Origin of the sequence: Nitratireductor sp. GISD-1A_MAKvit (assembly GCF_040819555.1) — a bacterium.
In the GTDB taxonomy this organism is placed as follows: Bacteria; Pseudomonadota; Alphaproteobacteria; order Rhizobiales; family Rhizobiaceae; genus Nitratireductor.
In genome coordinates, this window is record NZ_CP161920.1 from 3,177,435 (window position 1) to 3,202,571 (window position 25,137).

Here is a 25,137-nt window from a genome sequence, read left to right on the forward strand (position 1 = left end):
GGCTGGCGCGCTATTCGCCGTCCCGGTCCACGCCTTCCTGACGTCCCTTAAATCCCTTGGCCAGAAGGTAAAGCTCGACCGATTCGGCGCGGGAGGCCTGCGGCTTCACGTGATGAACCGACTTGAAATTGCGCTTGAGCTGGTCGAGCAGACCCGTTTCCGCACCGCCTTGAAACGTTTTGGCCAGAAAGTGACCTCCCGGTTTCAGCACGGAAAGAGCGAAGTCAGCAGCGGTTTCGCACAGATGCATGGTGCGCAGATGGTCCGTCTGGCGATGCCCGGTGGTCGGGGCCGCCATGTCGGATATCACCAGGTCCGGCCCATCGCCCAATGTCTCCAGAAGGCGCTCGGGTGCATCGTCATCGAGAAAATCCATTTCCAGCACGATCGCCCCGGGAACCGGGTCCATGCCTAGATAGTCGATGCCAACCACCAGAGGATTTTCAGGCGTCGACCTGACACGCTCCGCCGCGACCTGACACCAGCCGCCGGGTGCAGCGCCCAGATCGATCACGCGTGCGCCAGGAAACAGGATCTTGTGCCGGTCATCGATCTCCGTCAGCTTGTAGGCCGCGCGCGAGCGCATGCCTTCGGCCTGGGCACGGTGCACATAGGGGTCGTTCAGATGCCGTTCGAGCCAGCGGCGTGAGGAGTTTTTCAGCCCTCGCTTTTTCTTGACCCGCGTCTTGAGCGCCCGCGCACCGCCGCTCGTTTTGGTTGGTTTCTTCGTCATGCGCCCTGCCCCATGCGTCGCCGCCGGCGCCAGGCGCCATCAGCGGCCATCATTTCATTCAACATGCCTTCGCGCAGACCGCGATCGGCAACCCTTAGCCTTTCGGAGGGCCAACGACGCCGTATCGCTTCCAGGATTGCGCAGCCCGCGAGCACCAGATCGGCGCGGTCGGCACCGATACAGGGATTGGCCTTGCGCTGCTCAAAATCCCATGAAAGCAGCGTTTCGATCATGCGGTCCACATTGCCGCGCTCCATCCACAGCCCGTCCACCTGGCGCCGGTCGTACCGCGCCAGGCCAAGGTGGACCCCAGCCAGCGTCGTCACCGTCCCCGACGTTCCGATCAGGTGAAAGCGTCCACCCTTGGCAACCCTGGCAAGCCGCCCGCCATCATCGAACCGGTCGAGCATCTCGCTCACCGCATCCACCATGGCTGCAAAGCTCTCGCGCGTGACCCGGTGCCCGCCAAACCGCTCCGCCAGTGAGACCACGCCCACGGGCAGAGAGGTCCAGGCGACGATATGATCCGCCAGTCGCGGTGTGCGGTGGCGTGAGATGTCCACCAGCGCAATCTCGGACGAACCGCCGCCGATATCGAACAGCACCACACCTTCGGTTCCCCGGTCGACCAGCGTGCTGCAGCCGGCCACCGCCAGCCGGGCCTCGGTTTTCCGGTCGATGATTTCCAGTGTAAGGCCGGTTTCGTGTTTCACACGCTCGATGAACGCTTCACCGTTTTCCGCCGAACGGCAGGCTTCTGTTGCAATCAGCCGCATGCGTCTGGGTTTGCGGTGTCCGAGCTTGTCCGCGCAAATGCCGAGCGCGGCGACGGCGCGATCCATCGCCTTTTCGCTCAGCCGGCCTTCAAGGCTCAGCCCCTCGCCGAGGCGAACGATTCGCGAAAATGCATCCACGACGCGGAAATGCCCCGGTCTCGTCGGCACGGCGACAAGAAGCCGGCAATTGTTGGTGCCGAGATCCAGCGCCGCATAGCAGCTTCGCTGATCCTCCCGGGAAGAATCACGACGCTTTCCCGCGCTGGGCCGGGTTGCCTTCCCCGCCTCTCCATCCTGCTCGATCGCCGGCTTGAGCGCCTCTTCCCCGCCGTCGCGAACAAAAGCGCGCCGCTTGCGCCGCTTTCTCCGCTTGCGTTTGCGCGCGGGAGGATCTTCATGTGACGCCCCGCTGGCAGATGAAGCGGGAGCTTCGTCTGCGCAGGTCGAGGTTCCGGCCGACCGATTGTCGTCGAAGCCGAGGGTTTTGCCCCCATCCGACGCGGCATCCCGGACGACCCCTTCAACCGGCGAGACCTCGCCGTGGTCGTGGTTTTGCACCGCTTTTCCTTCGCCCCCGCGCAAGCCCGTGAGGGCGCAGCAGGCGGCTCATATCGTTTAGTTGGCGACAGAGTATCAGCCGTATACGGTTTCACCAAGAGTGGTCTTTGCATGAAGCGCTTCCATCTGGCGCGGACCAACAAAAATGCGTGCGGTTGCTCATGTAGGCGACATCCACCCTTGACTATGAAACTCAGCTTGCTAAATAGCGTGGCGAAAGCGGCGCTCGCCGCCTGCTGGGGAATAGGTTAACGGTAGACCCACGGACTCTGACTCCGTTAGTCCTGGTTCGAATCCAGGTTCCCCAGCCATTTCGCACGTCCGCAGTTTGGATTCATTAAAGAATCTGTCCGCTGCGAATCCTCAAATGCAGTGTTTTTGCCGATTTTTGCCCTCTGTGCCCAAAACTGTCGCACAGGACTGATGCACATGGCTGTGCACGTCCTGCGCCAAGTACACAAGGATTCACTCATGGCAGCACGGCATCGCATCGCCAATCTCACCCGCCGCGGCAATGTCTTTTACTGGCGCGCAAGGATCCCTTCAGCGCTTGCGATCGATCAACGCAGCCACCTCGCATTGTCACTGCGCCACGGGGATCATACAAAGGCCAAGAGTATGGTCCGGCGGCTCAACACGCTGCTGGCGGAACTGGCCGAAGGTGACAGGGCGCGCATGACGAGCCGCGAACAGCTGGAAGAGATTTTCCGCGCCGAGATCGAGCGCATGAATGAGAGCCTGGAGGATCTCGCCTTCGCCGCACGCCGCACGGGCTCGGCGGCGGAAGACAATCTGCGCGCCGACCTCCTGGTGGGCTGGGCCTATCGCCTCATCGAATTGTTTGGCACGGGCCGCCCGATGCGATTCGACGCAAGCTGTCCTGCCCGCCGCGTGCTCGAACAGGAAGGTTTTGCGGAAAGCCAGATCAGCGAGATTGCTGCGACCTTCGAGCAGGAGCGCAAAGAATGCCGCACGGCCTATTTCGAAGGCTTCCTGAAGTCGGAAATGGACGCGCATGGCGTCCGGGACACACCATTGAACCGCGAGCGGGCCACCCAGCAGATCATGCGCGCCAAGGCAGATGTTCTGCTTGGCACGCCCGACCGTTATGGCCCCCTGAGCACGGACAGTGATGTGGCGGCGCTGTTTGGCGAGCAGACGCAGCCGCAAAGACCCGCCCCGGAAGCCGCTTTGTCGCCAGCGCCTACCGCAGCGAACACAAATCAAGACGACGCGCCTGCAATCGCCCGCCCCTCGCTGGAACAGATGCATGTGCCGCCAGCGCAAGCTCCCGAGTCTGCGCCTTCCGCCAACGCGCCTATCTCGACCACGCCCGAAACGGTTGCTCCGCAGCAGCGTCAGCATGCACCTGCGCCAGCGTCGGAAGTCATCGCACCCGCCGTCCAAACACCGCCCGCGCCTGTCATCGACGACGAGAAGGGCGTGGATCTGCCGCTTTCGCAGTTCATGACGGAATGCGATGCGTTGATGAAGAGCAACCAGCATCACTGGGAGGATGCCACGGCCAAGGATGTGAAGGTCGCGGTCACCATGCTGGTGGGTGTGCTCGAGGAACAGGGCATCACCCATTCAAGCCAGATGCGACAGATCCATCTGGGCAAGCTGCGGGAGCATTTCGATCACATCCTGACGAACTATGGCCGCAGCCCGCGGCTGCGGTCGCTTGGCACGGCAGCCCTGCGCGCTGCCTCAGCAGAAGCCATTCGATCGCATAAGGAGGCGGGCAAGGAACCGCCAAAACTGGGCTTAGGCCCGACGACAATCCGCAAGCACCTGGCCAATATCAACACTTACCTGACCTATATCAAAGGCCGTGGCTATCACGTGCCGAACCTCACCATGGATGGGCTGCGCCCCAGGAAGCCGAAACTGAGCGATGCGCGCCGCATCACGGACAAGCCGGGGCCCGAGCAGCTGCGGCCGATGTTCGACATGCCGCTCTTCACAGGCTGTAAAAGTGCGACGGAGCAGGAGGTGGCAGGATCGCATATCTTCCACTCGGCCAACTATTTCCTGCCAATGCTGATGGTCTATCTCGGGCCGCGCCGCAACGAAGTCGCGGGTCTAGCGGTGAAGGACATCGTGAAGACGGGCCAAGGCTGGGCGATCGACATCCGTCCAAACAAGCTCCGCAGCCTCAAAAATGCAAGCTCGGCACGTATGTTGCCAGTGCCCGATGAAGTTCTTCGGTTGAACTTCATCGACTATGTCGAGGCGATCAAGGCGCTGCGCTACGACGCGCTGTTCCCGGAGCTCTTTTCCAAAAGCCGCAAAACCGATCCGGGCGACCGCTTCTACAAAGATTTTGTGCCCAAGCTGCACCAGCATCTCGGCGACGCAGAGCGTTGGAACCGCGTGCTGCACGCTCTACGTCACGGATTTGCAGACACGCTGAAACAGGCGCTCGTGCACCCAAGCATCATCAGTGATATTGCGGGTCGTCTGGGAAGTGACGAGACCAGCATGCGCTACACGAACCGTGCTGGGCTGAACGTGATCAAGGATGCGCTGGAGAAATATCCGAGCATCACGAGCCATCTGGAACCGCAGCCGATCCGGGTGTTGCCCTGGGTGGAGGCGCGGGAAGCTTCGCCATGGGAGGGGCGAACGAAGGACGAAAGGCTGAAGATGGCCAGAACAATGCGGCAACGCAAGTCTCGATAAGGCTTCGCAAGACATGCTACTGATCCCAAACATTCTGCACTAAGAGGGGCCGTCATTCAAACCGCCCGGACACCAGATTCACTCATAGCTCGAATAAAAATCAGCACTTCTTCTGGCTCGCACTTTTGCCTTATATGAATGTCATAGCCATGCATTTGATAGGAGGAACACGTGAAATTTTATAATCTTCTGCTTGGGGCGATTGTGGCGCTACCGGTACTGAACTCCGGCCCCTTACTGGCTACGGAATGTAGTTTCCCTCGAATGGAACCTTTGGAACGATCTGATGGAACGGAATACCGGTTTGTAGACAGCTGCGGGAAACTGTACGAAGTGGGCTATCGCATGGAAGGCAATACGCTGTACTTCCCAAAAGGAGGCAAGCATACCCTCCCCGAAGCGAATGCAGAGGAAGCGGAACGTGTCCTGCGTGAGACCTATGGCCTTGTAGGGGAGCGGGAACATCTGATACGGACGAAGATGTTCTAGTTCTTTGTCTGCTGGTTCCTGTCTAGCCTCTCTTGCGATCTGCCGCGACAGACATTCATGAGCTGGTTTATCGAGGAACAATCAGCCTGACGGAAGCGCAACTATCGCCAGCGCCTCACAGGCATCACGAGAGCAAGCAGCAAGCATCGTATTGATATGTTCCATGCGTGGTGATATCGAAACGCCAAGTGGTACACAGCAAGCGGAAACACCTGCCGAACCCTACATCGAACGGCACGACAATGCTTCGATCGCGGTGGCGCAGTCCATCGTGCCCTGGATCACGTATGTGCGCGTTTGTTATCGAGGATCAGCATCTGGGGGAGCAGTCATCGGCCCCACAACAACCGAGATAATATGAGCACTTCCGGCGTTTCAGCCCCCCCTTCATCCTTCTCTCCCTCTCTTGCGGCTCGCCTTCGTTTGCTCGGGTTGCTCGCATGGCGTGACATCACCAGCCGGTACCGCGGGTCGATGATGGGACTGGTCTGGTCATTCGTCACGCCCGTATTGTTGCTCGGTGTTTACACGGTTGTCTTTAGCGGTATTTTTAGGGCGCGTGTAAGTGCAGGAAGCGGCAGCGCAGCGGATTTCGCCTTGCAGCTATTTGCGGGTCTCATTGTTCACGGTCTTGCTGCGGAAGTTCTTAGCCGCGCGCCTGGGCTGATTGCCGGAAATACTGGTTACGTGAAGAAGGTCATGTTTCCCCTGGAAATCCTACCGCTGGTCCTCATACTATCGGCGGTGTTTCACGGTATAATTAGTGTCGTTATCCTCATGATCTTTCAGCTGTTTGTTCATCAGCACATCGCTCCTACGATCATATTCGTGCCTCTGGTACTGCTACCATATATGATATTTCTGGCGGGTATATCGTGGCTGGTTTCAGCGGCCGGTGTGTTCATTCGCGACATCAGTCAGATCACCGGCTTCGTCATCACGCTCCTTCTGTTCCTCTCACCCGTGTTCTACCCGGCATCAACCCTTCCCGAACAATGGCAATTCGTTCTGATATTGAACCCGCTGACCATTGTTATCGAGCAGATGCGAGCGGTTGTGCTTTACGGGGAGCTTCCGCACTTTCTCGCACTGTTCGTTTTCACTTTGATCTCACTATTGGTCTTTTGGGCTGGCCTGTTCTCCTTCTCCAAATTGAAGAGGGAGTTTGCCGATGTCCTCTGACATTATTCTGGATGTTCAGAACATCAGCAAAACCTTCAAGATGTACAATCGACCATGGGATCGGTTGCTGGAACGAATTCCGCCATTTCGTACGAGACACAAGGCATTCAAAGCTCTTGCGGGCATCGATTTGCAGGTGCGTCGCGGCGAGACGGTGGGGATCATTGGTCGCAACGGCTCGGGAAAATCGACCTTGCTGCAATTGGTATGCGGTACCCTCACCCCGAGTTCCGGAACGATCGGTGTGAACGGACGGATTGCGGCACTCCTGGAACTCGGTGCCGGGTTCAATCCGGAGTTCACTGGTCGCGAGAACGTTTACCTCAATGCGGCAATACTGGGGCTGGAACGGAAACAAATCGAGGAGCGCATGCCGGAAATTCTGGCATTTGCGGACATCGGCGATTTCGTTGATCAGCCGGTGAAAACTTACTCGTCCGGGATGTATGTCCGCTTGGCCTTCGCAGTCATCGCACATGTGGAAGCTGACATATTGGTAATCGATGAAGCGCTCGCCGTCGGTGACGCATTGTTCACTCAGAAATGCATGAGGTTCCTGAGAAAATTCCAGGAGACGGGAACGATCCTGTTTGTAAGCCACGATAGCGCTGCCGTGACGAATCTTTGTGAAAGGGCAGTTTGGCTTCACGAGGGAGAAATTGCCGCGCAGGGGGATGCGAAATCCGTTTCGGAAGCGTATCTCGCCTCTCTTTTCGAAACGGTAGCGACCAGTCACCGGAGCGAAGCTAACCGACCGAATGTTCCCAAAGCAGATGAATGGGTGGATCGACGACAGGCATTCATAAATTGCACCAATCTAAGGAATGATATCGAAGTCTTCCGTTTCGAAGCTGCGAATGCTGACTTTGGCAGTCGCGGGGCATCGATCGTGGATGTTTATCTTGCAGATGATGACGGGCGGCGCATGTCATACATCGTAGGCGGTGAGATCTGCAATCTTCATGTGGACATCGTAGCTCATCAGGATCTGGCGCGACCGATCGTAGGCTTTTTCGTTAAGGATCGTCTGGGTCAGCAGTTGTTCGGTGACAACAGCTACCTGACATACTTAGACAGCCCCCGCTCGGTATTGGCGGGGGGGACGTTATCTGCTGTTTTCCGTTTCCCCATGCCGCTTCTACCGGTCGGAGATTATTCGATTGCGGTAGCGGTCGCAGACGGTACCCAGGAGGACCATGTTCAACACCATTGGATCCATGATGCGGTGATTTTTCGTTCTCATTGCAGCGCCGCGGCTGCCGGATTGGTAGGCATACCGATGCTTGATGTGAAACTCGATACCAGCGCTCCATCCACCGTCCAGACATCATCAGCTTGACGCTCGTCCATCATGATTTCACGTTACGATTACATGTTCGATCCCGGAGATCAAAGTACCGCAGCACTGGTGTGTCGATGGGCAGGCGAACACGGTGGCCGTGTGCTCGAACTCGGTTGTGCGGCAGGGGCAATGTCCCGGATCCTTAGCGAATATTATGGGCTCAAGGTCACGGGAATAGAGTACGATGTCACCGCCGCCGAGTTTGCAGAACCTTACTGTGAACGTGTTATCACGGCGGATCTCAATGGCTCTTCCTGGTCATCGCTCCTCGGAGCGGATCGCTTCGACGTGATCATCGCGGCTGATGTCCTAGAACATCTGTCGAACCCGGCCACGTGCTTGAAACAGATACGGAGTCTACTTGCACCGAGCGGCAAGATTATTATTTCTGTTCCAAATATCGCTCATAACGGCGTGATTGCGGCGCTATTCAACGACGATTTCCCCTATTCGGACATTGGCCTTCTCGATCGCACTCATACGCACTTCTTCACTTTGTTGTCACTCAGGAGAATGCTGGAACAAACTGGGTGTCAAGTCGAGGATGTGAAGCACATTGAGGCAGCACCATGTCATGAGGAGTTTCGTGTCTATTGGGAGAGACTTCCGGAGCGAATACGGGCGTGGCTGGCCCGCAACCCAGCAGGTGCAACTTATCAGATCGTCGTCAAGGCAGTTCCGGATGCGAAGCGAAACGCATGCACCACATATTCCAGGAGCGATGCTTTGGGTTGGCTAGATGAATGGCCGCCTGAAGCAGGAGTTGACGCTGCCGCAACCGATACTCAGGCGCTACCGCTGGTAAAATCGCTAACACAGCAGCGCGACGAGGCGCTGCTGAGAGCTGAGAGTATTGAGCACTCGCGCATCTGGCGGTGGTCAATACCCTATCGGTGGTTGCGCGACAAGTTGCGGTCACACCTATCATGACCACCCGCCCCCCCTTCGTCAGCGTCGTCATACCGTCATTCAATCATGCGCGGTACCTGACAAATGCCATCGAGAGCGTGTTGACACAACGCGGAGCCGAGTTGGAACTGATCATCGTCGATGATGGTTCGACCGACGACTCATGGGATTTGATCCAGAAAGCAAGCGAAGCGGATGGTCGCGTAGTTGCTTTGAGGCAAGAGAATCAAGGAGCGCACGCTGCCATCAACCGGGGGCTTGCGGCAGCCCGAGGTGATTATCTCGCGATATTGAACTCTGATGACATCTACGAAGAGGAGAGAATAGTAACTCTTCTCGATCGTGCTCGAACTGGAGCCGGCAAAGATTTCCTTTTCACCTTGGTTACTCTGATCGATAGTGAGGGAGCGCCGATCGAAGATCACCCTTGGCTTGACGAGTACACAGCACTTTGCCTCAAAGCCAGGGATTTCGGTGTTCTGCAAGCGCTGCTGGAGCGAAATCTCTCTGTATCGACGTCCAACTTCTTTTTCAGTCGATCCTTATACGATGCGATTGGCGGCTTTAGGCCGTTTAGATACACCATGGACTGGGATTACGCGCTTCGTGCCATCCTCCGTGCACAGGAGCGCGTCGTCTGGCTGCCGGACCAAGCCCTTCTCAGGTATCGACTTCACGGCAGCAACACGATCCTTGGGGGGTTGCCTCGATCGGCTCTGGAGGCAAACCATCTATTATACCGCACACTGCGCCACCACTATCAGGTGCCTCCGGCCACGATTCACGCTCTGCGGCGACATCATCGTCTGATACGCCGCCAGCAAGCGGCAACGCTAGCGCGCGCACGTGACACTCATTGGGAAGGGCCTGCTCAAAGACACGCGCCAGCGATGGGAGAAAGCAGAGCGCAGTTGGCGGAACGCGGAACAAGGTTGGCGGCGCGCGGAACAAGGTTGGCGCGCCACAAGACAAGAAGCCGATGAAACGCACGCCAGACTTGGCGCTGCAATTACAGAGTTGTCACGACTCCGCGCCTCCAGAAGTTATCGATTGGGCCGTCTTATTACCATGCCACTGCGCAGGATTAGAAGCTTGGCCAAACGCGTTCAAAAGCATGTCGATGGTGCTGTGCGTCCCATCGAAACCATACAGGAAGACTGCTATCGTTCGGTCTCGTTACCTCTTGCCCTGAAGTCAGAGCCTCCAACCATTGCGGTGCACCTGCACATACATTTCGTGGAACCATTGGAGGAGCTGCTGGATACTTTAGGTGGCCTGGACGTTTCTTTCGATCTGTTCGTTACCACGACAGATCCTAGTGGGTGCGTCCGACAGAGTGTCCATGCTCGCTTCCCGCAGGCTACCGTTCTCCAGTTACCCAACAAGGGCAAGGATATCGGCCCGTTCTTGCAGGTTTTGGAGCAGGAAAGACTTGATCGCTACGATCTGGTCTTGAAGCTGCATGGTAAGCGGAGTCGGAATGATCCCGAGTACATGGATGTTGTCCGGACCCTTTTCGGAAATGACATAACGGACGGCGACGATTGGCGGCGCAAGCTGATCGCACCTATAGCTGGAACCCCTGTGCGTGTTGCGCGCATTCTACAGGCTTTCGCTGAAGATCCAGAACTTGGGATGCTCGGTGCTGAGAAATTCATCTGTTCAGCTCCGGATGCAAATTCGGACACTTACACTAAACTTTGTGACCGCTTGGGAGTAGCTCCCGAATGCCGCTTCTTCGGTGGCACCATGTTCTGGATCCGCGGGAAACTGCTGCAGAGATTACACGAGGCAAAGATAACGCAGAGCGATTTCGACGCGGATCAGGCGCGAGCTGTCGAGGGTACGCTTGAGCACGCCTTTGAGCGCGTGTTCGGAGATCTTGTGATCCGTCAAGGATGCTATATCGGCGGTGTGCCGGATTTGCCTGAAGAGCACTCGGGCAGCAACAAGTGAGCGCTTTCGGTTCCATGGATTACTTCACAACTCCAATATTCCTGATTGTCTTCAACCGGGTTGAAGCGCTTCGTCAGCAGGTTAGATGGCTGGAGCAAGCTGGTTATAGCAACATCTACATCATTGATAATGCCTCAACCTACCCTCCACTGCTCGACTATCTTCGCGACAGTCCGCACAAGGTCCACAGGATGACGCGCAATTTTGGTCATCTGGTTCTTTGGGAATCCAGAAGATTTGAACACATTATCAATAGCGAGCACTTCGTTCTCAGTGACTGCGACATTGTGCCGGTTGAGGATTGTCCGCGGGATGTTGTCGCACGCCTAGCCCGGGTCCTGGAGCGCTATCCCAGCTTCACAAAAGTGGGACTTTCCCTGCGCATTGACGACATTCCGGATCACTATGCCTTGAAATCTTCGGTTCTGGAGTGGGAGGCTCCCTTCTGGGCTCATCCTCTAGAAGATGGCAGCCTCTATGAAGCTGCGGTAGACACGACATTTGCCTACTACCGCCCCGGCATCACGCCAACCAGTAAACGTTGGTGGCGCTCGATACGTACAGCGCCTCCGCTCGCGGCGCGGCATCTGCCTTGGTATTCCGACACTGCACGACCTACGGCAGAAGACATATACTATCAGACACATCTAAATGAGATGTCTTCGCAGTGGAGCACCACCGATCCGGTATTGTTGAAAAACCAGAATACCAAGCTGCAGCAAGAGATACACCTCTTACGACAGGAGATAGCGATCCTAAAGGCAGGCAAATCCGCGCATCTCCGCCATGCACTACGAAAGAGTGTTGTGTCCTGGTGCGATAAAATCGGCATTGGAGACACGTTACGTCGCTTCAATCGCTGGCGACTCCGGTGAGAAAGACGAGATTATGAACTACGTATTCACATCCATCAACAACGCCTACCTTCCGAAGGCCATAACGCTCGCGGATTCGCTCAGGCAGGTATATGGCAACGACATGCACGTTACGTGCATGTTGTCGGACAAGCGAGATCCGGACCTAGATTATTCGGCGTTCGATGAAGTACTGACCATTGAGGATCTCGATCTCCCGGTCGAGTCCCTTGAGGCTTGGATTTTTAAGCACACGGTCGTCGAGCTCAGCACCGCTGTGAAACCTTGGGCCTTCAAGAAGATCTTCCAGCGTCATAACGCTGAAAGCGTTCTATATATGGATCCGGACACCGTTGCATACAGCCGGATGGAGGAAGTGCATGAAGCACTTCGTCATTCACCTATTGTGCTAACGCCTCATGTCACTGTGCCAGCGGTCACCGATGACGCGCTACTCGATGGTGAAATGTTGGGATGCCTACGCCATGGTGTCTTCAATCTCGGTTTTCTTGCGCTTTCAGCTCACGGGGAAGGTAAGAATTTCCTCGATTGGTGGGCAAGGCGCTGCCTTGAGTGGTGCTATGATGATTCCGCGCGCGGGCTCTTTACAGACCAGCGATGGCTGGATCTCGCGCCTTGCTTTTTCCCGAGCCTGTCCGTACTTCGTCACCCAGGCTATAATGTTGCCACCTGGAACCTGTATTATCGCCATCTATCGCAAGGCGAGAGCGGCGAGATCATGATCAACCAGAAGCATCCGCTGCGCTTCTTCCATTTCTCCGGTTTCGACCTCGGCACCTACGAGCACATGCTCAAAAAGCATGCTCCTGGACATTCTCTGCTTCGACAGATGACCGATTGGTATGTGGCAAAGCAGATTGCAAATGGCCAGAAACGCCTCGGTGGGTACCCCGGCATCTATGACGTTTTTGCAGATGGTGAACGCATCCCTCGCGAATGGAGGGTACATTATCGAGAGAATGCAGATTTACAGAACTCATTCCCGCGTCCTTACAGCGATTCTAGTCTCCATCGGACGCTGAAAGGGCAGACGCTTCAGCAACGTCCTCACACCGCGCAGCCGTTCTATCCTCGAAACCGCTTTATCCAGCTTGGCATCAACCAACTGCAGCGCAGGCCCCAAGCTCATGCGCTGGCTGCGCGAGCACCTGCCCGCCGGTGTCACCTCTCGCCTAAAGCATCTGCTCTTGCGATAGCAGGCGTAGAACGACAAGTTCGCTGGACTGGTGCCAATGCGGCGCGGTCCAGCCGAACTCTTCTGCGAACAATGCGCTAGAAAGCCTAGAATCAAACGGTCGTTTGGCCTTGGTGGGAAATTCGGCTGTCGTGATCTCGGACAGGTCAGCGTGCGGTCCCCCGTATCTCTCGCTGACATCTAGCACATGTTTTGCCAATTCCAGCCAGCTGGCTTCGCCTGTGCCTGCGAGGTGGTATAATCCGGGCTTGGATGATTTTGGGTTGCTGTGAACAGTTGTTGCTAAGTGTAATATTGCATCCGCAACATCCAACGCACTTGTGGGAGTGCCCCACTGATCGCCAACAACTGTTAGCGTCTCGCGCTCCGCCGCAAACCTCAACATTGTTTTTACGAAGTTTTTGCCAAACGGGCTGTAGACCCAAGCCGTGCGTAAAATGAAGTGGGCTGAATTTGCCTCCGCAACGAGTTCTTCTCCAGCCAGCTTGGTAGCGGCGTACACGCATTGTGGATCTGTGCTGTCATTCTCTGAATGTGGTCCAGGCTTCGCGCCGCCAAAGACGTAATCCGTTGACAGGTGAATGATCGGGATGCCGAGTTCAGCAGCGATGGCCGAAACATGCCCAGCCGCTGTAGCGTTAACCGCATAGGCTAGCTCGGGCTGATCTTCTGCTTGATCGACTTTCGTATAAGCAGCTGCAGACACCAGAATATCCGGCGCTGACTTCCGGATTGCAGGTGCTATGGTATCCGGTTTCTCTAGTAGTAGTTCGGGTCGACCCAGGGGCCGGACCTCTATTCCGGGCACCCTACGTGCCCGCTCGACTAAACTGCGGGCAACCTGCCCATTAATTCCGGTTACCGCCAGCTTCAACTTCTGCTTGCTCCGCTGCCCAACCTTTCACCACCATATCGTTGGCTCCAGATCGGCCCCCCACCACCAATCATTTCGCAAGTACCAGTCCACAGTCTTGCTGAGTCCGCTCTCGAAGGTTTCACGTGGGGCCCAACCAAGCTTCTGCTCGATCTTCGAGGGATCTATGGCATAACGTCTGTCGTGACCGGGTCTGTCATTGACAAAACGAATAAGATCATGGTAGCTTGCGCCGTTTGAGCGAGGTCTCTTCGCATCTAGGATAGTGCAGATTTGCTCCACCACGCTCAGATTGCTGCGCTCAGCATGTCCTCCTACATTGTAGTTTTCACCCACTGTCCCGCTCTTGAGAATAAGCTCGAGGGCGCGAGCATGATCTTCTACATACAGCCAGTCGCGCACATTCTTACCAGTGCCGTAAACAGGAAGTTCACGCTCCTCGAGTGCACTCAGAATGACAAGAGGAATGAGCTTCTCCGGGAAATGGAAAGGACCATAGTTGTTTGAGCAGTTAGAGAGGACCACGGGGAGCCCGTAGGTTTTATGCCATGCTCTGACGAAGTGGTCAGCCGCTGCTTTAGAAGCTGAATACGGCGAAGAAGGCGCATAAGGGCTCACTTCGGTGAACACCCCCTCGTCGAAAGGCAAATCTCCGAAGACTTCGTCAGTCGACACGTGGTGGAAGCGAAACTGTTCCTGTTTGTTCGACGGGAGATTGCGCCAGTATGTCAGTGCCGCACTAAGAAGCTTGTACGTACCCACTACGTTAGTCTCAACGAAAGCTCCCGGTCCCTCGATAGAGCGGTCTACATGACTCTCTGCAGCAAGATGCATGATTGCATCAACGCGCTGCTCCTGCATGATGGCCAGAACTTTGTCGCTGTCACAGATATCAGCTTGTCTGAACACGTAGGAGGGTTCATGCTCTACGGACGACAGAGAGCTCAGATCTGCCGCATAGGTGAGTTTGTCCACGTTAACGACATGATCCTTTCCTCCTCTAATGAGATGGCGACAAACCGCTGAGCCGATGAAGCCAGCACCGCCTGTGACTAAAATACGCATCAAGCCCTCTTAAAACCACCTAGTCGAAAACATCTGCATCGGAAAGAAAAGGCGCAGCTTCATCCTTCTCTGACAGGATGATGTCTTCGCCCCTCAGCGGCCACTCGACTGCGATCTGCAGATCGTCAAAGCGAACCGCCCGCTCACATTCTTTAGCATATAACGCGGAGACTTTATAGACGACTTCTGTATCTGGCTCCAGGGTTACAAACCCATGCGCGAAGCCCTTGGGTACCAAGATCTGATTCCATTTCTCAGCCGAGATTTCTAGGCCTACCCAGCGTCCAAAGGTTGGGGAACTCCGCCTGATATCCACCGCCACGTCGTAAATACGTCCGCGAACCACACGCACCAGCTTATCTTGAGCCATGGGCGGCAACTGGTAATGTAGACCACGCAAGGTGCCTTTCTCTACCGAGAACGAGTGATTGTCCTGGACAAATGGTGAAGCCTTTCCTTCCTCCTCAAGCCACTGGTCGCTGTAGGTTTCAGAGAAGAACCCTCGATGATCGGTGTATCTCGGCGGATGAAGTTCCAGGACTTCGTCCAGTTCCAAGCGGCGAATCTCAACCATTAGCTGCGTCCCTCACCCTTCGTCTAAGGTATTCCGCGTAATCCGTTGCGCCCAACTTATCTGCTGTTGCCAGCACCTGTTCACCCGACAGATAACCAAGTTCGAAGCCAATCTCTTCTGGACACATGACTTTGATACCTTGCCGGTGCTCTATGGTACGCACGAAGGCAGAAGCCTCGTGCAGGCTGTCGTGGGTACCAGTGTCAAGCCATGCAAATCCGCGCCCCAGCCGCGTCAAATGCAGCTTTCCCTCTCTCAAGTAAGCATTGTTGACATCAGTGATTTCAAGCTCACCTCTCGCGGACGGTTTGACTTCAGCGGCAATGTCAAGGACGTTATTGTCATAGAAGTAAAGGCCTGTTACCGCCCAAGGCGATTTCGGTGCGGAAGGTTTCTCCTCAATGGACCGGACGACTCCCGTGTTCCCATCGAAGGAAATCACCCCGTACCGCGTCGGATCATCCACACGGTAGGCAAACACCGTTGCACCGCCTTCTCGTTCACGTGCCTGGCGGCAGGGCCTGTGACAGACCGGCTCCGTAGAAGATGTTATCGCCAAGAATCAGTGCTACGGAATCGCCACCCACGAACTCACGACCGATGATAAACGCCTCTGCCAACCCGTTAGGTGCAGCCTGTGCTGCGTAGGAAAGAGAGATGCCGAACTGACGGCCATCCCCGAGCAAGGCTTGGAAGGCTGGCAGGTCCCTTGGCGTGGAAATGATCAATATCTCCGTGATACCCGCTATCATCAGTACACCCAGCGGATAGTAGATCATCGGCTTATCGTAAACGGGCAAAAGCTGCTTTGATACAGGCACCGTCACGGGGTACAAACGTGTGCCACTCCCGCCGGCCAATATGATACCCTTCACTTTATACTCCCTTTCAAACCTTCTTTGCGACCACTGACATAAGAAGCATCAGCGTGCCTACCCTTGACTGGCGATACACGCCTGAGCGCAGGAAGGCCAGAACCCTTTGGGGCATGTTTTCGGACCTTAACCCGCGGAACTCTACCAATACTTCCTTTGCTTCGGCACACAGCAGGTCACTGCACAGTTCCAGGGCAACTAGATGCTGATCGTTCCATTCGCGTAATTGACCTGCGAACAGACGTCTCATCCGGCGAAATCGCGCAGACCAGCCGGTGTTCCTACCAATGACGTTGGAGGCATGCTGTCGATAACCGATCCGCGGCTTCGGATCGTATAGGACCCTTCCGTTCGCTGCCGACACAATAATATAACACCACCAGTCATGACTTACGAAGCTGGACCTACGGGCGCTTTCTATAGCAAGTTGCGCTGCAACACGATTCAGCACCATTGTGTTTCCACCACCGATGCTCTGGACGATGGCGTTACGAAAGGAAGCCGGCCTTTGAAATTCTGGTGAGTAACCGACGTCGTCTCCGCTTTCATCGACCAGCCTCGTTCGTGAGCAATACAGACCCGGACACTCCCTCGGGAGTCGCCTCAGGCACCGAATTGCCGTTATCAATTTGTCTGCATCCCATATATCGTCTTGGTCTGCGAAAGCGATATAATCTGCAGCAAGGTCGCAACGCTGCAACAAAGATCTGAAGTTTTCCGCGTAACCGGATGAGGGTCCACTCAGGATGATGAACTCACCTTTGGTCCAATTCGCTTTCCATCGACGCAGTATTTCCACGGTAGCGTCATCAGAATTATCGTCCGAAACTATCAAATTGATTCTGACATCAGCTTGACCGTGGATCGACCGCAGCTGCTCGTCGAGATAGAGGTCCCCATTAAAGGTCGCCATCAGCACGTTTACTACCGGATTAGTCATCAAGTCCATCTTCGAGAAGAATATGTCGTTACTGTATAGTCCAAAATTTCAGCGGCTACCCCGCAATGGCCTAATGCGCTGTCGCGACGAAGCTTCCGGATGCTCAGCCTTTAACACCGTGAATGGGAAGCGCGAAGTTTTGCAGCGAAATAAACAATAGAGATTGTTCCCTACCCTTAGCTACCGTATAAAGAGCAACGAGAGAGCACCAACTGACAGTTGCGCACGCCAGTCAGCCGACCACACATATATGAGCAAAATGACTAAAAATCCACGCAGCAAGTATGGTCCCACCGCACTTGAGAAAGCGATCCGGACCGCGCGTCCCGCATTTGGGATTGCCATCCTGATAAGCCTGTTCATCAATGCCTTGGCATTGGTTGCACCGCTGTACATGATGCAGATTTATGATCGCGTCATCACCAGCCGAAACATGACAACGCTTCTGATGCTGACGATTATAGCCGGGGCACTTCTCATTTCGTACGCTCTTCTCGAAGCATCGCGTTCAAGAACTCTGGTCCGCGCAGGTATCTTGTTTGACGAGAAAGCCAGTGACGAGGTGTTCGATACTGTGCAGCGCGGCAGCGTGAGCCGCCCAGGTGGTGCATTCAGCCAAGGCTTGCGAGATCTTGATCGCGTACGTGAATATCTAACCGGAAACGGCCTGATCGCTCTTTGTGATGCACCCTGGGCACCAATTTTCATTGCCGGATGCTTCCTACTGCACCCATGGTATGGCTTTATCGCGCTTGGCGGCGCAGTGGTGCTGTTCCTCTTCGCGCTCCTGAACGAGTTTCTGACGCGGCACCACCTGCAGCAAGGTTCGCGATCTATGATCGAGGCTGGAAATTATGCCTCAGCTTCACTGCGCAACGCAGAAGTTACACAAGCCATGGGAATGCTGGGAGCGCTCAGGCGACGGTGGAACGAGCAACATAAAGCAGTGCTAGGCTGGCAAGCGATGGCCAGCGACCGCTCAGGGGCTATTCTTGCTCTTACCAAATTTGTGCGCATGAGCCTGCAGATCGCGATCTTAGGGATCGGTGCATTTCTGGTCATCACGGAAGGTTTGTCTGCGGGAACAATGATCGCAGCCTCCATCATGATGAGTCGAGCACTCGCACCTGTGGAGCAGTCCGTGGGCAACTGGCGTTCGTTGGTTGCCGCACGGGAGTCTTATAGCCGATTGAATGAACTGCTGCGCGCTTTTCCGCAGAGCAAGGTGCGCATGTCATTACCAGCGCCAAAAGGGGCCATCGCCGTCGAACAGGTAACGGCGGCACCGCCGGGCGCACAAAAACCAACATTGAAGGGCGTAACCTTCAACGTCGACAGCGGTGAAGTTGTCGGAGTGTTGGGACAAAGTGGTGCGGGTAAATCCACGTTCGCCCGTGTACTGGTTGGTGTATGGCCGTACCAGCATGGACATGTTCGGCTTGACGGTACGGAACTGCCACACTGGAACCCGGACGAACTCGGTCGCCATATCGGCTATTTGCCGCAGGACGTAGAGCTCTTCTCGGGCACCATTGCAGAGAACATCAGCCGGTTTGATACCGACGCAAGACACGGGGATATCATCGCAGCGGCAGAACTTGCGGGTGTACACTCCATGGTTCAAAAGCTTCCTGACGGTTACAACACCGAGATCGGTCCAGGCGGCACTGCGATTTCTGGTGGGCAACGCCAACGCATTGGTCTTGCCCGCGCCGTTTTTCGGTCCCCCCCGCTCATCGTGCTTGACGAACCGAACTCGAATTTGGATGCAGGTGGGGAAGCAGCGCTGCTGAAAGCTGTCCAAAAATTAAAGGCCCTGGGGAGTACCGTCTTCATTATAACCCATAAGACCAACATCATCTCCGCTGTGGACAAACTGCTCGTGCTCAACGAGGGGCTGATGCAAGCGTTTGGACAGAGAGATGAGATTCTAGCGCGAATGTCGAGCCCGAGGGTGGTCCCTATTCAGAACGCCCACACTTCAGCAATCGAAGCGAAAGCCTGAGCAGATGTCCAAGGAACCAAACGCTCCTAAAGCATCTACGAACTATCTCGCACCAGCACTGGCTGCGGGAGCTATTATCTTTCTGACATTTGGTGTTGCCGGCGGTTGGGCAGCAATCGCCCCGCTAGACAGTGCGGTCTTGGCACAAGGGGTAGTGGCAGTAGAGAACAATCGCCGCAGTGTCCAGCACTTGGAAGGTGGCATCGTAGCTGAAATCAACGTTACCGAAGGGCAAAGGGTAAAAGAGGGCGATGTCCTTTTCCGGCTCGACACGACGCGGGCGCGGGCAAATGAGGCAGTAGATCGGCTACAACTTTCGTTCGCCCGGATCCTTGAAGCGCGTCTTCTCGCTGAGCGCCATCATCACGATGCGATCTCTTTCCCAGAAGATATCGAAGCTCAGAGAAGCATTCCCGCAATTGATCAAGCAATCGAAAATCAGGTTGCGCTTTTCAATGAGCGTAAACTGTCAATAGACGGCCAGATCGATATTCTGGAATCAAACATCCAGCAGTCAAGGAAGCGCATCAAAGGCCTTGAAACGGAGCTTCAGGCAACTCAGGAGCAGATAGGCTTCATCAAGGAAGAGCTCACTGGTGTTAGAAAGCTTTTTGAAAAAGGGCATGTCTCCTCCGTCCGGCTCTACTCCTTGGAGAGGGAACGAGCCCGGTTGGAGGGGCTGATCGGAAGTAATGAAGCGGAGATCAGCAGCACTGAATCGCGTATAAGTGAAGTTCAACTGAAGATCGACCAACTTCGTCAAGAGCGCCTTGAACACGCAGCAGAAGAAATCACAGAAGTTCGGAAAACAATTAATGAACTTCGCGAGCGTTTGAACGTATCCAGCGATGTCCTGCGACGCACTGCCATTGTTGCGCCGCGGGGTGGCACGGTAATCGGCCTCAAGGTGTTCACAAAGGGTCAAGTGGTTCGGGCTGGCGATGTTCTCCTTGAGATTGTACCGGAAGACGAAGGGCCGGGTGGTGAATGCGAAAGTCTCACCAATAGATATCGACAACGTGCGCGCGGGGATGCGTGCCGAAGTGCGGTTCTCTTCGTTCAAGTCCCGTGACATCCCTGTTATACACGGGGAAGTACGCGAGGTTTCGCCCGACAGGTTGATCGATGAACACACACAACAGCCGTATTTCCTGGCGCGCGTCATAGTCGCTGAAGAAGATATTCCTGCTGAACTTCGTGATAAGATTGTTCCCGGTATGCCCAGCGATGTCATACTGCCAACGGGCGAACGTACAGTTCTGGAGTACCTTATTAATCCCCTGCAGACTGCAGTCGCCAAAGCGTTCACAGAAGAATGAACAGGGTTTCGATTGTGCCTGCCTCAACAGCGCGCTACCATAGGTTTGCGGGTGCACGGCTCGCAGATGTGCACCTAAAGGACGAGCAGCATGCAAACCGAGTACAATCAAGGTGAATCCCATGCGCTACAGTTGCGTCGAGAGGCAGGACGGTGGCTGAAGGATAAGCGCGAAGAGAAGAAGCTTTCTCAGCGCCAGCTGGCTGATTTGTTGGGCTTCGAATATTACACGTTCGTATCGCAGCTAGAGACCGGACGTGGCCGGATACCGCCGGAGCGCTATGTTGATTGGGCAAATGCATTGGGTATTGAACCCCGCGTCTTTGTTAAGACGTTAATGCGCTACTATGACCCGATAACCTTCAACATCTTGTTCAGTGATGAGATCCCTCAAAAGAATCATCTGAATCGAGGTTAGGAAGCGAAATGGCGCACGTTCTCAGCTTCTTCAACAGGAGAACCGCATATCATTCGTCTGACTGGTCGAATCAGGATCTTGCGGAACTTTACCGGGTAGAGGCTGTGCTGATTCAGGCGGGGTTCAGCCTTGAAACAGAAAGAGGGCTTAGCGACGAGGGTGATCCGTGGTTCGTATACTGCTTAAAAGACAGCGGTGAGGTAGTTGTCCATTTTGCGCGCATTGATGGAATGTGCGTTGCAGCTTCCCCATTCGTCCAAAAACTACTTCACGGACCCGATCTGGGAAGCGTTGCTCGTCAGTTCGTCTCTGAGAACCCTACCGCCCTGCTCCCGCTAACCGAGTCCCACCGCGAGGATGTGCGGTTGCACCCAGCTTCGTTGCTAACGATTTTTGTTGCCTCTATTCTCGTAATGGATATGCGAAGCGGCAATGCACAGGCTGCTTCAGAAATGCAGCACGTGTCACCTGGGGCTGATATTCAGGATGGAGTATCTTCTCTCTCTTCTACTGCACTGGTCAGTGATATCAATCGGGCTCATGAACAGGGGCTATTACTTGCTGGTATCGCCTTGGCGGTCCTTTACGATACGGTCGCCCAACGCGTCTCTGCGCCGGAGAGCCTTAACGATGTAAAGTTTGCGGATAGCTTGAAGATTGGCAAAAACAGTAGCGCCCCGCGATCTGAAGGAGAAAGCGTCACCTTTGTCGATCTTACTGACGTTGTGCCTGACATCAGTGCTCTCACTAGAGCCAAAGAAACACGTCCTCAGCTTGAAGATGACGATGCAAATTTCATGGTTCCGAATGTTGTTTCAGCGGACCTAGGCGCTGCTCAATTTTCGGCCGTGAAAGTTGAGTTGCAGTTGGAAAGTGAACTAGTGCCGCACGTGGCGGAACTCCAGACGAAGGGGGTCGATAGTGCGCCCCAACCGACTGGTTGGTCCTTAAAACCAGCATTCCTGGCAGCGTCCACAGCAGAGAGAACAATTGACATCCCGGCAATTTCCCTAGGGGCCACACACGAGTGGTATAACTTGTCGGCCGAGCTAATGGGATGGAGGCTTGTAGAGGCTTCATCACAATGGCCCGAACTGATTATGCTGCACGGTGCTGACGGTTACGAAAGTTCGACGGTGGTCCTTACTGCTGGTGAAGCTGTTGATCCTCACCTCCTGACTTCGCAGCAACTGACCTTCGATGAGAAAGCGAAGGCAGCAATCTCTTACTTCATGGCAAGTGATGAAGATATCGTCGCTATTGCCTTAGAGAGTAACGTGATTGCACTCTTCGATGAATCCGATCTCAACCAGAATCCTGACGACTTGATGATGCAGTCGTGGGTATTTTCGGATGATACTGAAATCATGATTATCGGTCATTCACATGTCGTGTCCGAAGCTGTCGCTCTTGTAGCGTAGGTCCTGTTGACAAAGTTGATTCACAAAAGGTGCGAATGCTGATTCATAGCTGTCTTTTGGGAGATGTAATGGTTCGCGGGTTGATGACGGACAAGGAATGGCGGTTTTTCGAGCCCTTTGTGGTTGCGAGCGGCGGCAAGAGCGGGCGGCCCCCGGCGGACCATCGGCTGGTGCTTGACGGGATATTCTGGATTGCGCGGACCGGCGCGCAATGGCGCAACGCGTCCGGCCACCGCCGATGGCCCCGGGGGCCAACAACTACATCTAAATCCGTGAGAAAATCCGTTGAGCGCTCCATGGAGAAAATCCCTGCCAAACTACACCGCGCAGGGACTCGCAGATCATACGCTCACAAGGAAGGTGGGGTCAGAACACCGGTTACGTCACATCTACGGCCTGAGAAACCGCGTCGAGCGTTGCTTCAACAGGTTGAAAAACTCGCGGCGCATCGCGACCAGATATGATAAAACCGCAGACAGCTACACAGGCTTCCTGCACATAGCGTCAATCCGTCTATGATTAAACACTTTGTCAACAGGACCTAGAAGAGACGACGCGTTGCCGATCGTTTGCAATCACAAACTTGCGGGCTCACCAATACTACGTATTGCAACCTATATAGGATTCACTGTATAGAGAATCGTACTGGATGCGGTTCAGCAGTTCTGATCTGTGAATTCGCTCTTAACGCGTATACATCTCCAACTGTGGGTTGGTCATGAACGCCTCACTTGCATAAGCAGGAGGTGAATGCGCTGAAGCGAGCTTCAGAATGAATTGAACTGTTTCAGTGGTAATCTCTGACGCAGATGATGCGCGCTAGAGGTTGTATCCCTTGTTTGTCGTCCGTTGACGAACAAACATCCCACCTTGCAAGAAGGGTAGTGACAACGATGTCTCAATTCCAAGTCAACCAGGCCTACTATTTCGCGGCCAATCCAGACGTATTCCAGGCATGGGCAGCTGGTGATATTCCAAGTGCGGAATTCCACTACAACAACTATGGCTGGGTCGAGATGCGTGATCCGAACGATCATTTCGACACCTCCTATTACCTGCTGCAGAACCCTGATGTAGCCGCAGCAATCCATGCTGGTGACTTCTCCAGCCCTCTGCAGCACTTCATGCTTTACGGTGCAGCCGAAGGGCGCGCTCCTAGCGCTCATGCAGCGACTGCAATCGCGAACTTCGACGAAGATGCCTATCTCACGGCCAATCCGGATGTGGCGGCAGCCGTTGCAGCAGGTGATTTTGCCAACGCCATGCAGCATTGGCAGCTGTACGGCCAGTTCGAAGCTCGGCCAGGCGCTCCAGCTGCACCGGGTGTCCCGGGCGACACCTTCACGCTCACTGCAGGTCTGGACGAGATCGAAGGTACCGATGGCGACGACACCGTCCAGGGCATCTCTGCCAACGTGACCACGTTCGACTCGATCGATGGTGGCGCAGGTGAGGACACCCTCAACATCATCGGCAACTTGACTGCGGGCGATTGGACCGGTGTCAGCGTCCAGAATGTTGAGACCGTCAATCTGGTGAGCAACACCGATGCAGTGGATGCTTCGCTCTTCGGTAGCGCAGCTGCCCAGATTTGGCAGATCAATTCGGCCGCCAACATCGATGGCGTTTCCGCTAACCAGACCGCTGGTTTCCGCAATGTAGACCCAGCAGCTACACAGGCTGTGTCGGTTGGCTTCACCGGTGCAGAGGCCAATATCGCGCTGGAAAATGTGAACAATCTTGAGTTCACCATCGTGGATGAAGACACCGGCGCTTCGGATGTTGACCTCACGGTGCTCAACGTTTCCGGGTCTACCGGTGGTAAGTTGGAGTTCGGTTCGGCATCTCTCGGAACTATTGAGACCGTTAACCTCGCTATCTCCAACGACACCGACATCAGCGTACAGTCGGCCACAGCTCTGTCCGGTGTTATCAACATCGATGCGTCTGCATCCACTGGTGGTCTGAACGTCGGCTACGCTGCCGTCACCAATTCCGCTCTTGAAACACTCGTTCTGGGCAGCGGAAATGACGTTGTCGGGCTCGACCTCGCCAACATGGATGCAGACAATCTGTCGGTGACTCTGGGTGCAGGCAACGATACTCTGGATATCGATACCGGTGGTGATGTTGTCGCAGCTGTGAGCATGGGTGAAGGTGATGACAACGTCACGCTTACCGGTGCCTCAACCAGTGGCAGCCTTGAGCTGGCACTTGGTGCAGGCAACGACGGGGTTACCGTTGATGCTCTGGCGAACATTGCATCCGCAGCCGCGTTCGAAGACAGCATGATCGTCATCAGCGACTTCAACGCTGACGAAGACACGCTGGACGCATCTGCGCTCGGTGGCCGCGATGTTATCACCAACACGGAGCAGGCCAACATCGCCGCTCAGGCAAGCTTGGAAGATGCTCTTGGTGTTGCTGCTGGCTATATCGATGCGGCTAACGGTTATGCCGTCTTCGATTATCAGGGCGATGCCTACATTCTGGTTGACAACGATAGTGGTTCGGACTTCACCGATAATGACGGCCTGATCAAGCTTGCGGGTGTTTCCACGGCTGATCTGGACGCTTCTGCATTCGTGGCCTAATCGGCCTTCATACATCGATCTACGGATCGGACAGAGAGGGGGCCTTTGGTCCCCTCTTTGCTATTCAAACCCGATGTTCGACGTGTTTCCCCAATTTCTCGAAACCTGAGAGGAGTGCAGGTATGGCTGAAGGCCAGACAATCACCATTGACGGCAAAACCTACGAGATCGACAAGCTGACGGATGAAGCAAAGAGCCAGCTCGGGAATATCCGGGCGGTGGACGCGGAGCTGCAGCGTCTCGAGCAACAGAAAGCGATTGCCCAGACAGCACGGCTGGCCTATGCGCGCGTGTTGCAGGAAGAGCTCGTGAAGATCGAGCCGCAGCAGTAACTACTGGTATGGGAACGCCTA

22 protein-coding genes, 1 tRNA gene and 3 pseudogenes are annotated in these 25,137 nt (G+C 55.2%); 19 read left to right on the top strand and 7 right to left on the bottom strand.

The annotated features are described in order from the left end of the window. Positions 1–10 precede the first annotated feature (10 nt). Together AB2N04_RS16580 and AB2N04_RS16585 are read right to left on the bottom strand one after the other, a co-directional pair. Entirely contained in the window at positions 11–733 is a 723-nt protein-coding gene (locus AB2N04_RS16580) for an RlmE family RNA methyltransferase (RefSeq protein ID WP_367715647.1), read from the bottom strand. Continuing rightward, entirely contained in the window at positions 730–2,067 is a 1,338-nt protein-coding gene (locus tag AB2N04_RS16585) for a Ppx/GppA phosphatase family protein (RefSeq protein ID WP_367715649.1), read from the bottom strand. Before AB2N04_RS16585 ends, AB2N04_RS16580 begins: the two co-directional genes overlap by 4 nt. A 237-nt stretch (positions 2,068–2,304) precedes the next feature. On the opposite strand from AB2N04_RS16585, the gene AB2N04_RS16590 reads away from it, so the two are divergent. The 10 genes from AB2N04_RS16590 to AB2N04_RS16635 all read left to right on the top strand — a co-directional run bounded on the left by AB2N04_RS16590 (position 2,305) and on the right by AB2N04_RS16635 (position 12,781). Continuing rightward, a tRNA-Gln gene (locus AB2N04_RS16590) sits at positions 2,305–2,378 on the top strand. A 118-nt stretch (positions 2,379–2,496) separates the two neighbouring features. Continuing rightward, positions 2,497–4,752 (top strand): DUF6538 domain-containing protein, encoded by a 2,256-nt coding sequence (locus tag AB2N04_RS16595; protein ID WP_367715651.1) that lies wholly within the window; start codon positions 2,497–2,499, stop codon positions 4,750–4,752. A 171-nt stretch (positions 4,753–4,923) separates the two neighbouring features. Continuing rightward, complete coding sequence (locus tag AB2N04_RS16600; RefSeq protein ID WP_367715652.1) at positions 4,924–5,241, top strand: hypothetical protein; 318 nt, start codon at positions 4,924–4,926, stop codon at positions 5,239–5,241. Between the two features lie 357 nt (positions 5,242–5,598). Continuing rightward, a complete protein-coding gene (locus AB2N04_RS16605; protein ID WP_367715653.1) occupies positions 5,599–6,423 on the top strand; it encodes an ABC transporter permease in 825 nt (274 codons plus the stop codon). Continuing rightward, positions 6,413–7,762 (top strand): ABC transporter ATP-binding protein, encoded by a 1,350-nt coding sequence (locus AB2N04_RS16610; protein ID WP_367715655.1) that lies wholly within the window; start codon positions 6,413–6,415, stop codon positions 7,760–7,762. Before AB2N04_RS16605 ends, AB2N04_RS16610 begins: the two co-directional genes overlap by 11 nt. A 12-nt stretch (positions 7,763–7,774) precedes the next feature. Continuing rightward, entirely contained in the window at positions 7,775–8,695 is a 921-nt protein-coding gene (locus AB2N04_RS16615) for a class I SAM-dependent methyltransferase (protein ID WP_367715656.1), read from the top strand. Further along, entirely contained in the window at positions 8,692–9,657 is a 966-nt protein-coding gene (locus tag AB2N04_RS16620; RefSeq protein WP_367715657.1) for a glycosyltransferase family 2 protein, read from the top strand. Before AB2N04_RS16615 ends, AB2N04_RS16620 begins: the two co-directional genes overlap by 4 nt. 109 nt (positions 9,658–9,766) lie before the next feature. After that, positions 9,767–10,630, top strand: coding sequence for a rhamnan synthesis F family protein (locus tag AB2N04_RS16625; RefSeq protein ID WP_367715659.1), 864 nt, complete (start codon positions 9,767–9,769; stop codon positions 10,628–10,630). Beyond that, positions 10,627–11,505, top strand: coding sequence for a hypothetical protein (locus tag AB2N04_RS16630; protein ID WP_367715660.1), 879 nt, complete (start codon positions 10,627–10,629; stop codon positions 11,503–11,505). Before AB2N04_RS16625 ends, AB2N04_RS16630 begins: the two co-directional genes overlap by 4 nt. Before the next feature lie 13 nt (positions 11,506–11,518). Beyond that, complete coding sequence (locus AB2N04_RS16635) at positions 11,519–12,781, top strand: hypothetical protein (RefSeq protein ID WP_367715662.1); 1,263 nt, start codon at positions 11,519–11,521, stop codon at positions 12,779–12,781. Here AB2N04_RS16635 and rfbD read toward each other — a convergent pair. From rfbD to AB2N04_RS16660, 5 genes and pseudogenes are all read right to left on the bottom strand, one after another. After that, the gene (gene rfbD, locus AB2N04_RS16640) at positions 12,678–13,574 is read right to left on the bottom strand and encodes a dTDP-4-dehydrorhamnose reductase (RefSeq protein ID WP_367715663.1); all 897 of its coding nucleotides are present in this window, start codon (positions 13,572–13,574) and stop codon (positions 12,678–12,680) included. The two genes, AB2N04_RS16635 and rfbD, sit on opposite strands and share 104 nt — an antisense overlap. After that, positions 13,571–14,639 (bottom strand): annotated as a pseudogene (rfbB, locus tag AB2N04_RS16645) (dTDP-glucose 4,6-dehydratase). The gene rfbD and the pseudogene rfbB overlap by 4 nt, the downstream one beginning before the upstream one ends. A 19-nt stretch (positions 14,640–14,658) precedes the next feature. Then, positions 14,659–15,213 carry a dTDP-4-dehydrorhamnose 3,5-epimerase gene (gene rfbC, locus AB2N04_RS16650; RefSeq protein ID WP_367715665.1) on the bottom strand — a complete coding sequence of 185 codons (555 nt, stop codon included), beginning with the start codon at positions 15,211–15,213 and terminating at the stop codon, positions 14,659–14,661. Beyond that, positions 15,206–16,088, bottom strand: a pseudogene (gene rfbA / locus AB2N04_RS16655) (glucose-1-phosphate thymidylyltransferase RfbA). The gene rfbC and the pseudogene rfbA overlap by 8 nt, the downstream one beginning before the upstream one ends. Before the next feature lie 13 nt (positions 16,089–16,101). Next, the gene (locus AB2N04_RS16660; protein WP_367715666.1) at positions 16,102–17,028 is read right to left on the bottom strand and encodes a glycosyltransferase family 2 protein; all 927 of its coding nucleotides are present in this window, start codon (positions 17,026–17,028) and stop codon (positions 16,102–16,104) included. A gap of 250 nt (positions 17,029–17,278) precedes the next feature. On the opposite strand from AB2N04_RS16660, the gene AB2N04_RS16665 reads away from it, so the two are divergent. The 9 genes and pseudogenes from AB2N04_RS16665 to AB2N04_RS16705 all read left to right on the top strand — a co-directional run bounded on the left by AB2N04_RS16665 (position 17,279) and on the right by AB2N04_RS16705 (position 25,116). After that, entirely contained in the window at positions 17,279–19,033 is a 1,755-nt protein-coding gene (locus AB2N04_RS16665) for a type I secretion system permease/ATPase (RefSeq protein WP_367715667.1), read from the top strand. 4 nt (positions 19,034–19,037) lie between these two features. Continuing rightward, positions 19,038–20,105, top strand: a complete 1,068-nt coding sequence (locus AB2N04_RS16670) for an HlyD family type I secretion periplasmic adaptor subunit (RefSeq protein WP_367715669.1) — start codon at positions 19,038–19,040, stop codon at positions 20,103–20,105. Next, the gene (locus tag AB2N04_RS16675; RefSeq protein ID WP_367715671.1) at positions 20,065–20,352 is read left to right on the top strand and encodes a hypothetical protein; all 288 of its coding nucleotides are present in this window, start codon (positions 20,065–20,067) and stop codon (positions 20,350–20,352) included. The genes AB2N04_RS16670 and AB2N04_RS16675 overlap by 41 nt, the downstream gene beginning before the upstream one ends. 90 nt (positions 20,353–20,442) lie before the next feature. After that, on the top strand, positions 20,443–20,769 hold the full coding sequence (locus AB2N04_RS16680) for a helix-turn-helix domain-containing protein (protein WP_367715673.1): 327 nt from the start codon (positions 20,443–20,445) through the stop codon (positions 20,767–20,769). Between the two features lie 8 nt (positions 20,770–20,777). Next, the gene (locus AB2N04_RS16685; protein ID WP_367715674.1) at positions 20,778–22,190 is read left to right on the top strand and encodes a hypothetical protein; all 1,413 of its coding nucleotides are present in this window, start codon (positions 20,778–20,780) and stop codon (positions 22,188–22,190) included. 68 nt (positions 22,191–22,258) lie between these two features. Continuing rightward, positions 22,259–22,438 (top strand): annotated as a pseudogene (locus AB2N04_RS16690) (transposase); the annotation flags it as partial. Positions 22,439–22,475: 37 nt separating this feature from the next. Continuing rightward, the gene (locus AB2N04_RS16695) at positions 22,476–22,709 is read left to right on the top strand and encodes a transposase (RefSeq protein ID WP_367715675.1); all 234 of its coding nucleotides are present in this window, start codon (positions 22,476–22,478) and stop codon (positions 22,707–22,709) included. 374 nt (positions 22,710–23,083) lie between these two features. Further along, positions 23,084–24,784: a hypothetical protein gene (locus tag AB2N04_RS16700; protein WP_367715677.1), complete on the top strand. Its 1,701-nt coding sequence runs from the start codon at positions 23,084–23,086 to the stop codon at positions 24,782–24,784. A 122-nt stretch (positions 24,785–24,906) separates the two neighbouring features. Continuing rightward, complete coding sequence (locus AB2N04_RS16705) at positions 24,907–25,116, top strand: DUF6447 family protein (RefSeq protein ID WP_367715678.1); 210 nt, start codon at positions 24,907–24,909, stop codon at positions 25,114–25,116. Positions 25,117–25,137 lie beyond the last annotated feature (21 nt).

What these genes read in the sequence shown, in the direction of transcription:
- AB2N04_RS16580 (WP_367715647.1), bottom strand. Translation starts at nt 733, where the DNA reads ATGACGAAGAAACCAACCAAAACGAGCGGCGGTGCGCGGGCGCTCAAG.
- AB2N04_RS16595 (WP_367715651.1), top strand. Translation starts at nt 2,497, where the DNA reads ATGGCTGTGCACGTCCTGCGCCAAGTACACAAGGATTCACTCATGGCA.
- AB2N04_RS16605 (WP_367715653.1), top strand. Translation starts at nt 5,599, where the DNA reads ATGAGCACTTCCGGCGTTTCAGCCCCCCCTTCATCCTTCTCTCCCTCT.
- AB2N04_RS16610 (WP_367715655.1), top strand. Translation starts at nt 6,413, where the DNA reads ATGTCCTCTGACATTATTCTGGATGTTCAGAACATCAGCAAAACCTTC.
- AB2N04_RS16615 (WP_367715656.1), top strand. Translation starts at nt 7,775, where the DNA reads ATGATTTCACGTTACGATTACATGTTCGATCCCGGAGATCAAAGTACC.
- AB2N04_RS16620 (WP_367715657.1), top strand. Translation starts at nt 8,692, where the DNA reads ATGACCACCCGCCCCCCCTTCGTCAGCGTCGTCATACCGTCATTCAAT.
- AB2N04_RS16635 (WP_367715662.1), top strand. Translation starts at nt 11,519, where the DNA reads ATGAACTACGTATTCACATCCATCAACAACGCCTACCTTCCGAAGGCC.
- rfbC (WP_367715665.1), bottom strand. Translation starts at nt 15,213, where the DNA reads ATGGTTGAGATTCGCCGCTTGGAACTGGACGAAGTCCTGGAACTTCAT.
- AB2N04_RS16660 (WP_367715666.1), bottom strand. Translation starts at nt 17,028, where the DNA reads ATGACTAATCCGGTAGTAAACGTGCTGATGGCGACCTTTAATGGGGAC.
- AB2N04_RS16665 (WP_367715667.1), top strand. Translation starts at nt 17,279, where the DNA reads ATGAGCAAAATGACTAAAAATCCACGCAGCAAGTATGGTCCCACCGCA.
- AB2N04_RS16670 (WP_367715669.1), top strand. Translation starts at nt 19,038, where the DNA reads ATGTCCAAGGAACCAAACGCTCCTAAAGCATCTACGAACTATCTCGCA.
- AB2N04_RS16675 (WP_367715671.1), top strand. Translation starts at nt 20,065, where the DNA reads ATGCGTGCCGAAGTGCGGTTCTCTTCGTTCAAGTCCCGTGACATCCCT.
- AB2N04_RS16680 (WP_367715673.1), top strand. Translation starts at nt 20,443, where the DNA reads ATGCAAACCGAGTACAATCAAGGTGAATCCCATGCGCTACAGTTGCGT.
- AB2N04_RS16685 (WP_367715674.1), top strand. Translation starts at nt 20,778, where the DNA reads ATGGCGCACGTTCTCAGCTTCTTCAACAGGAGAACCGCATATCATTCG.
- AB2N04_RS16700 (WP_367715677.1), top strand. Translation starts at nt 23,084, where the DNA reads ATGTCTCAATTCCAAGTCAACCAGGCCTACTATTTCGCGGCCAATCCA.
- AB2N04_RS16705 (WP_367715678.1), top strand. Translation starts at nt 24,907, where the DNA reads ATGGCTGAAGGCCAGACAATCACCATTGACGGCAAAACCTACGAGATC.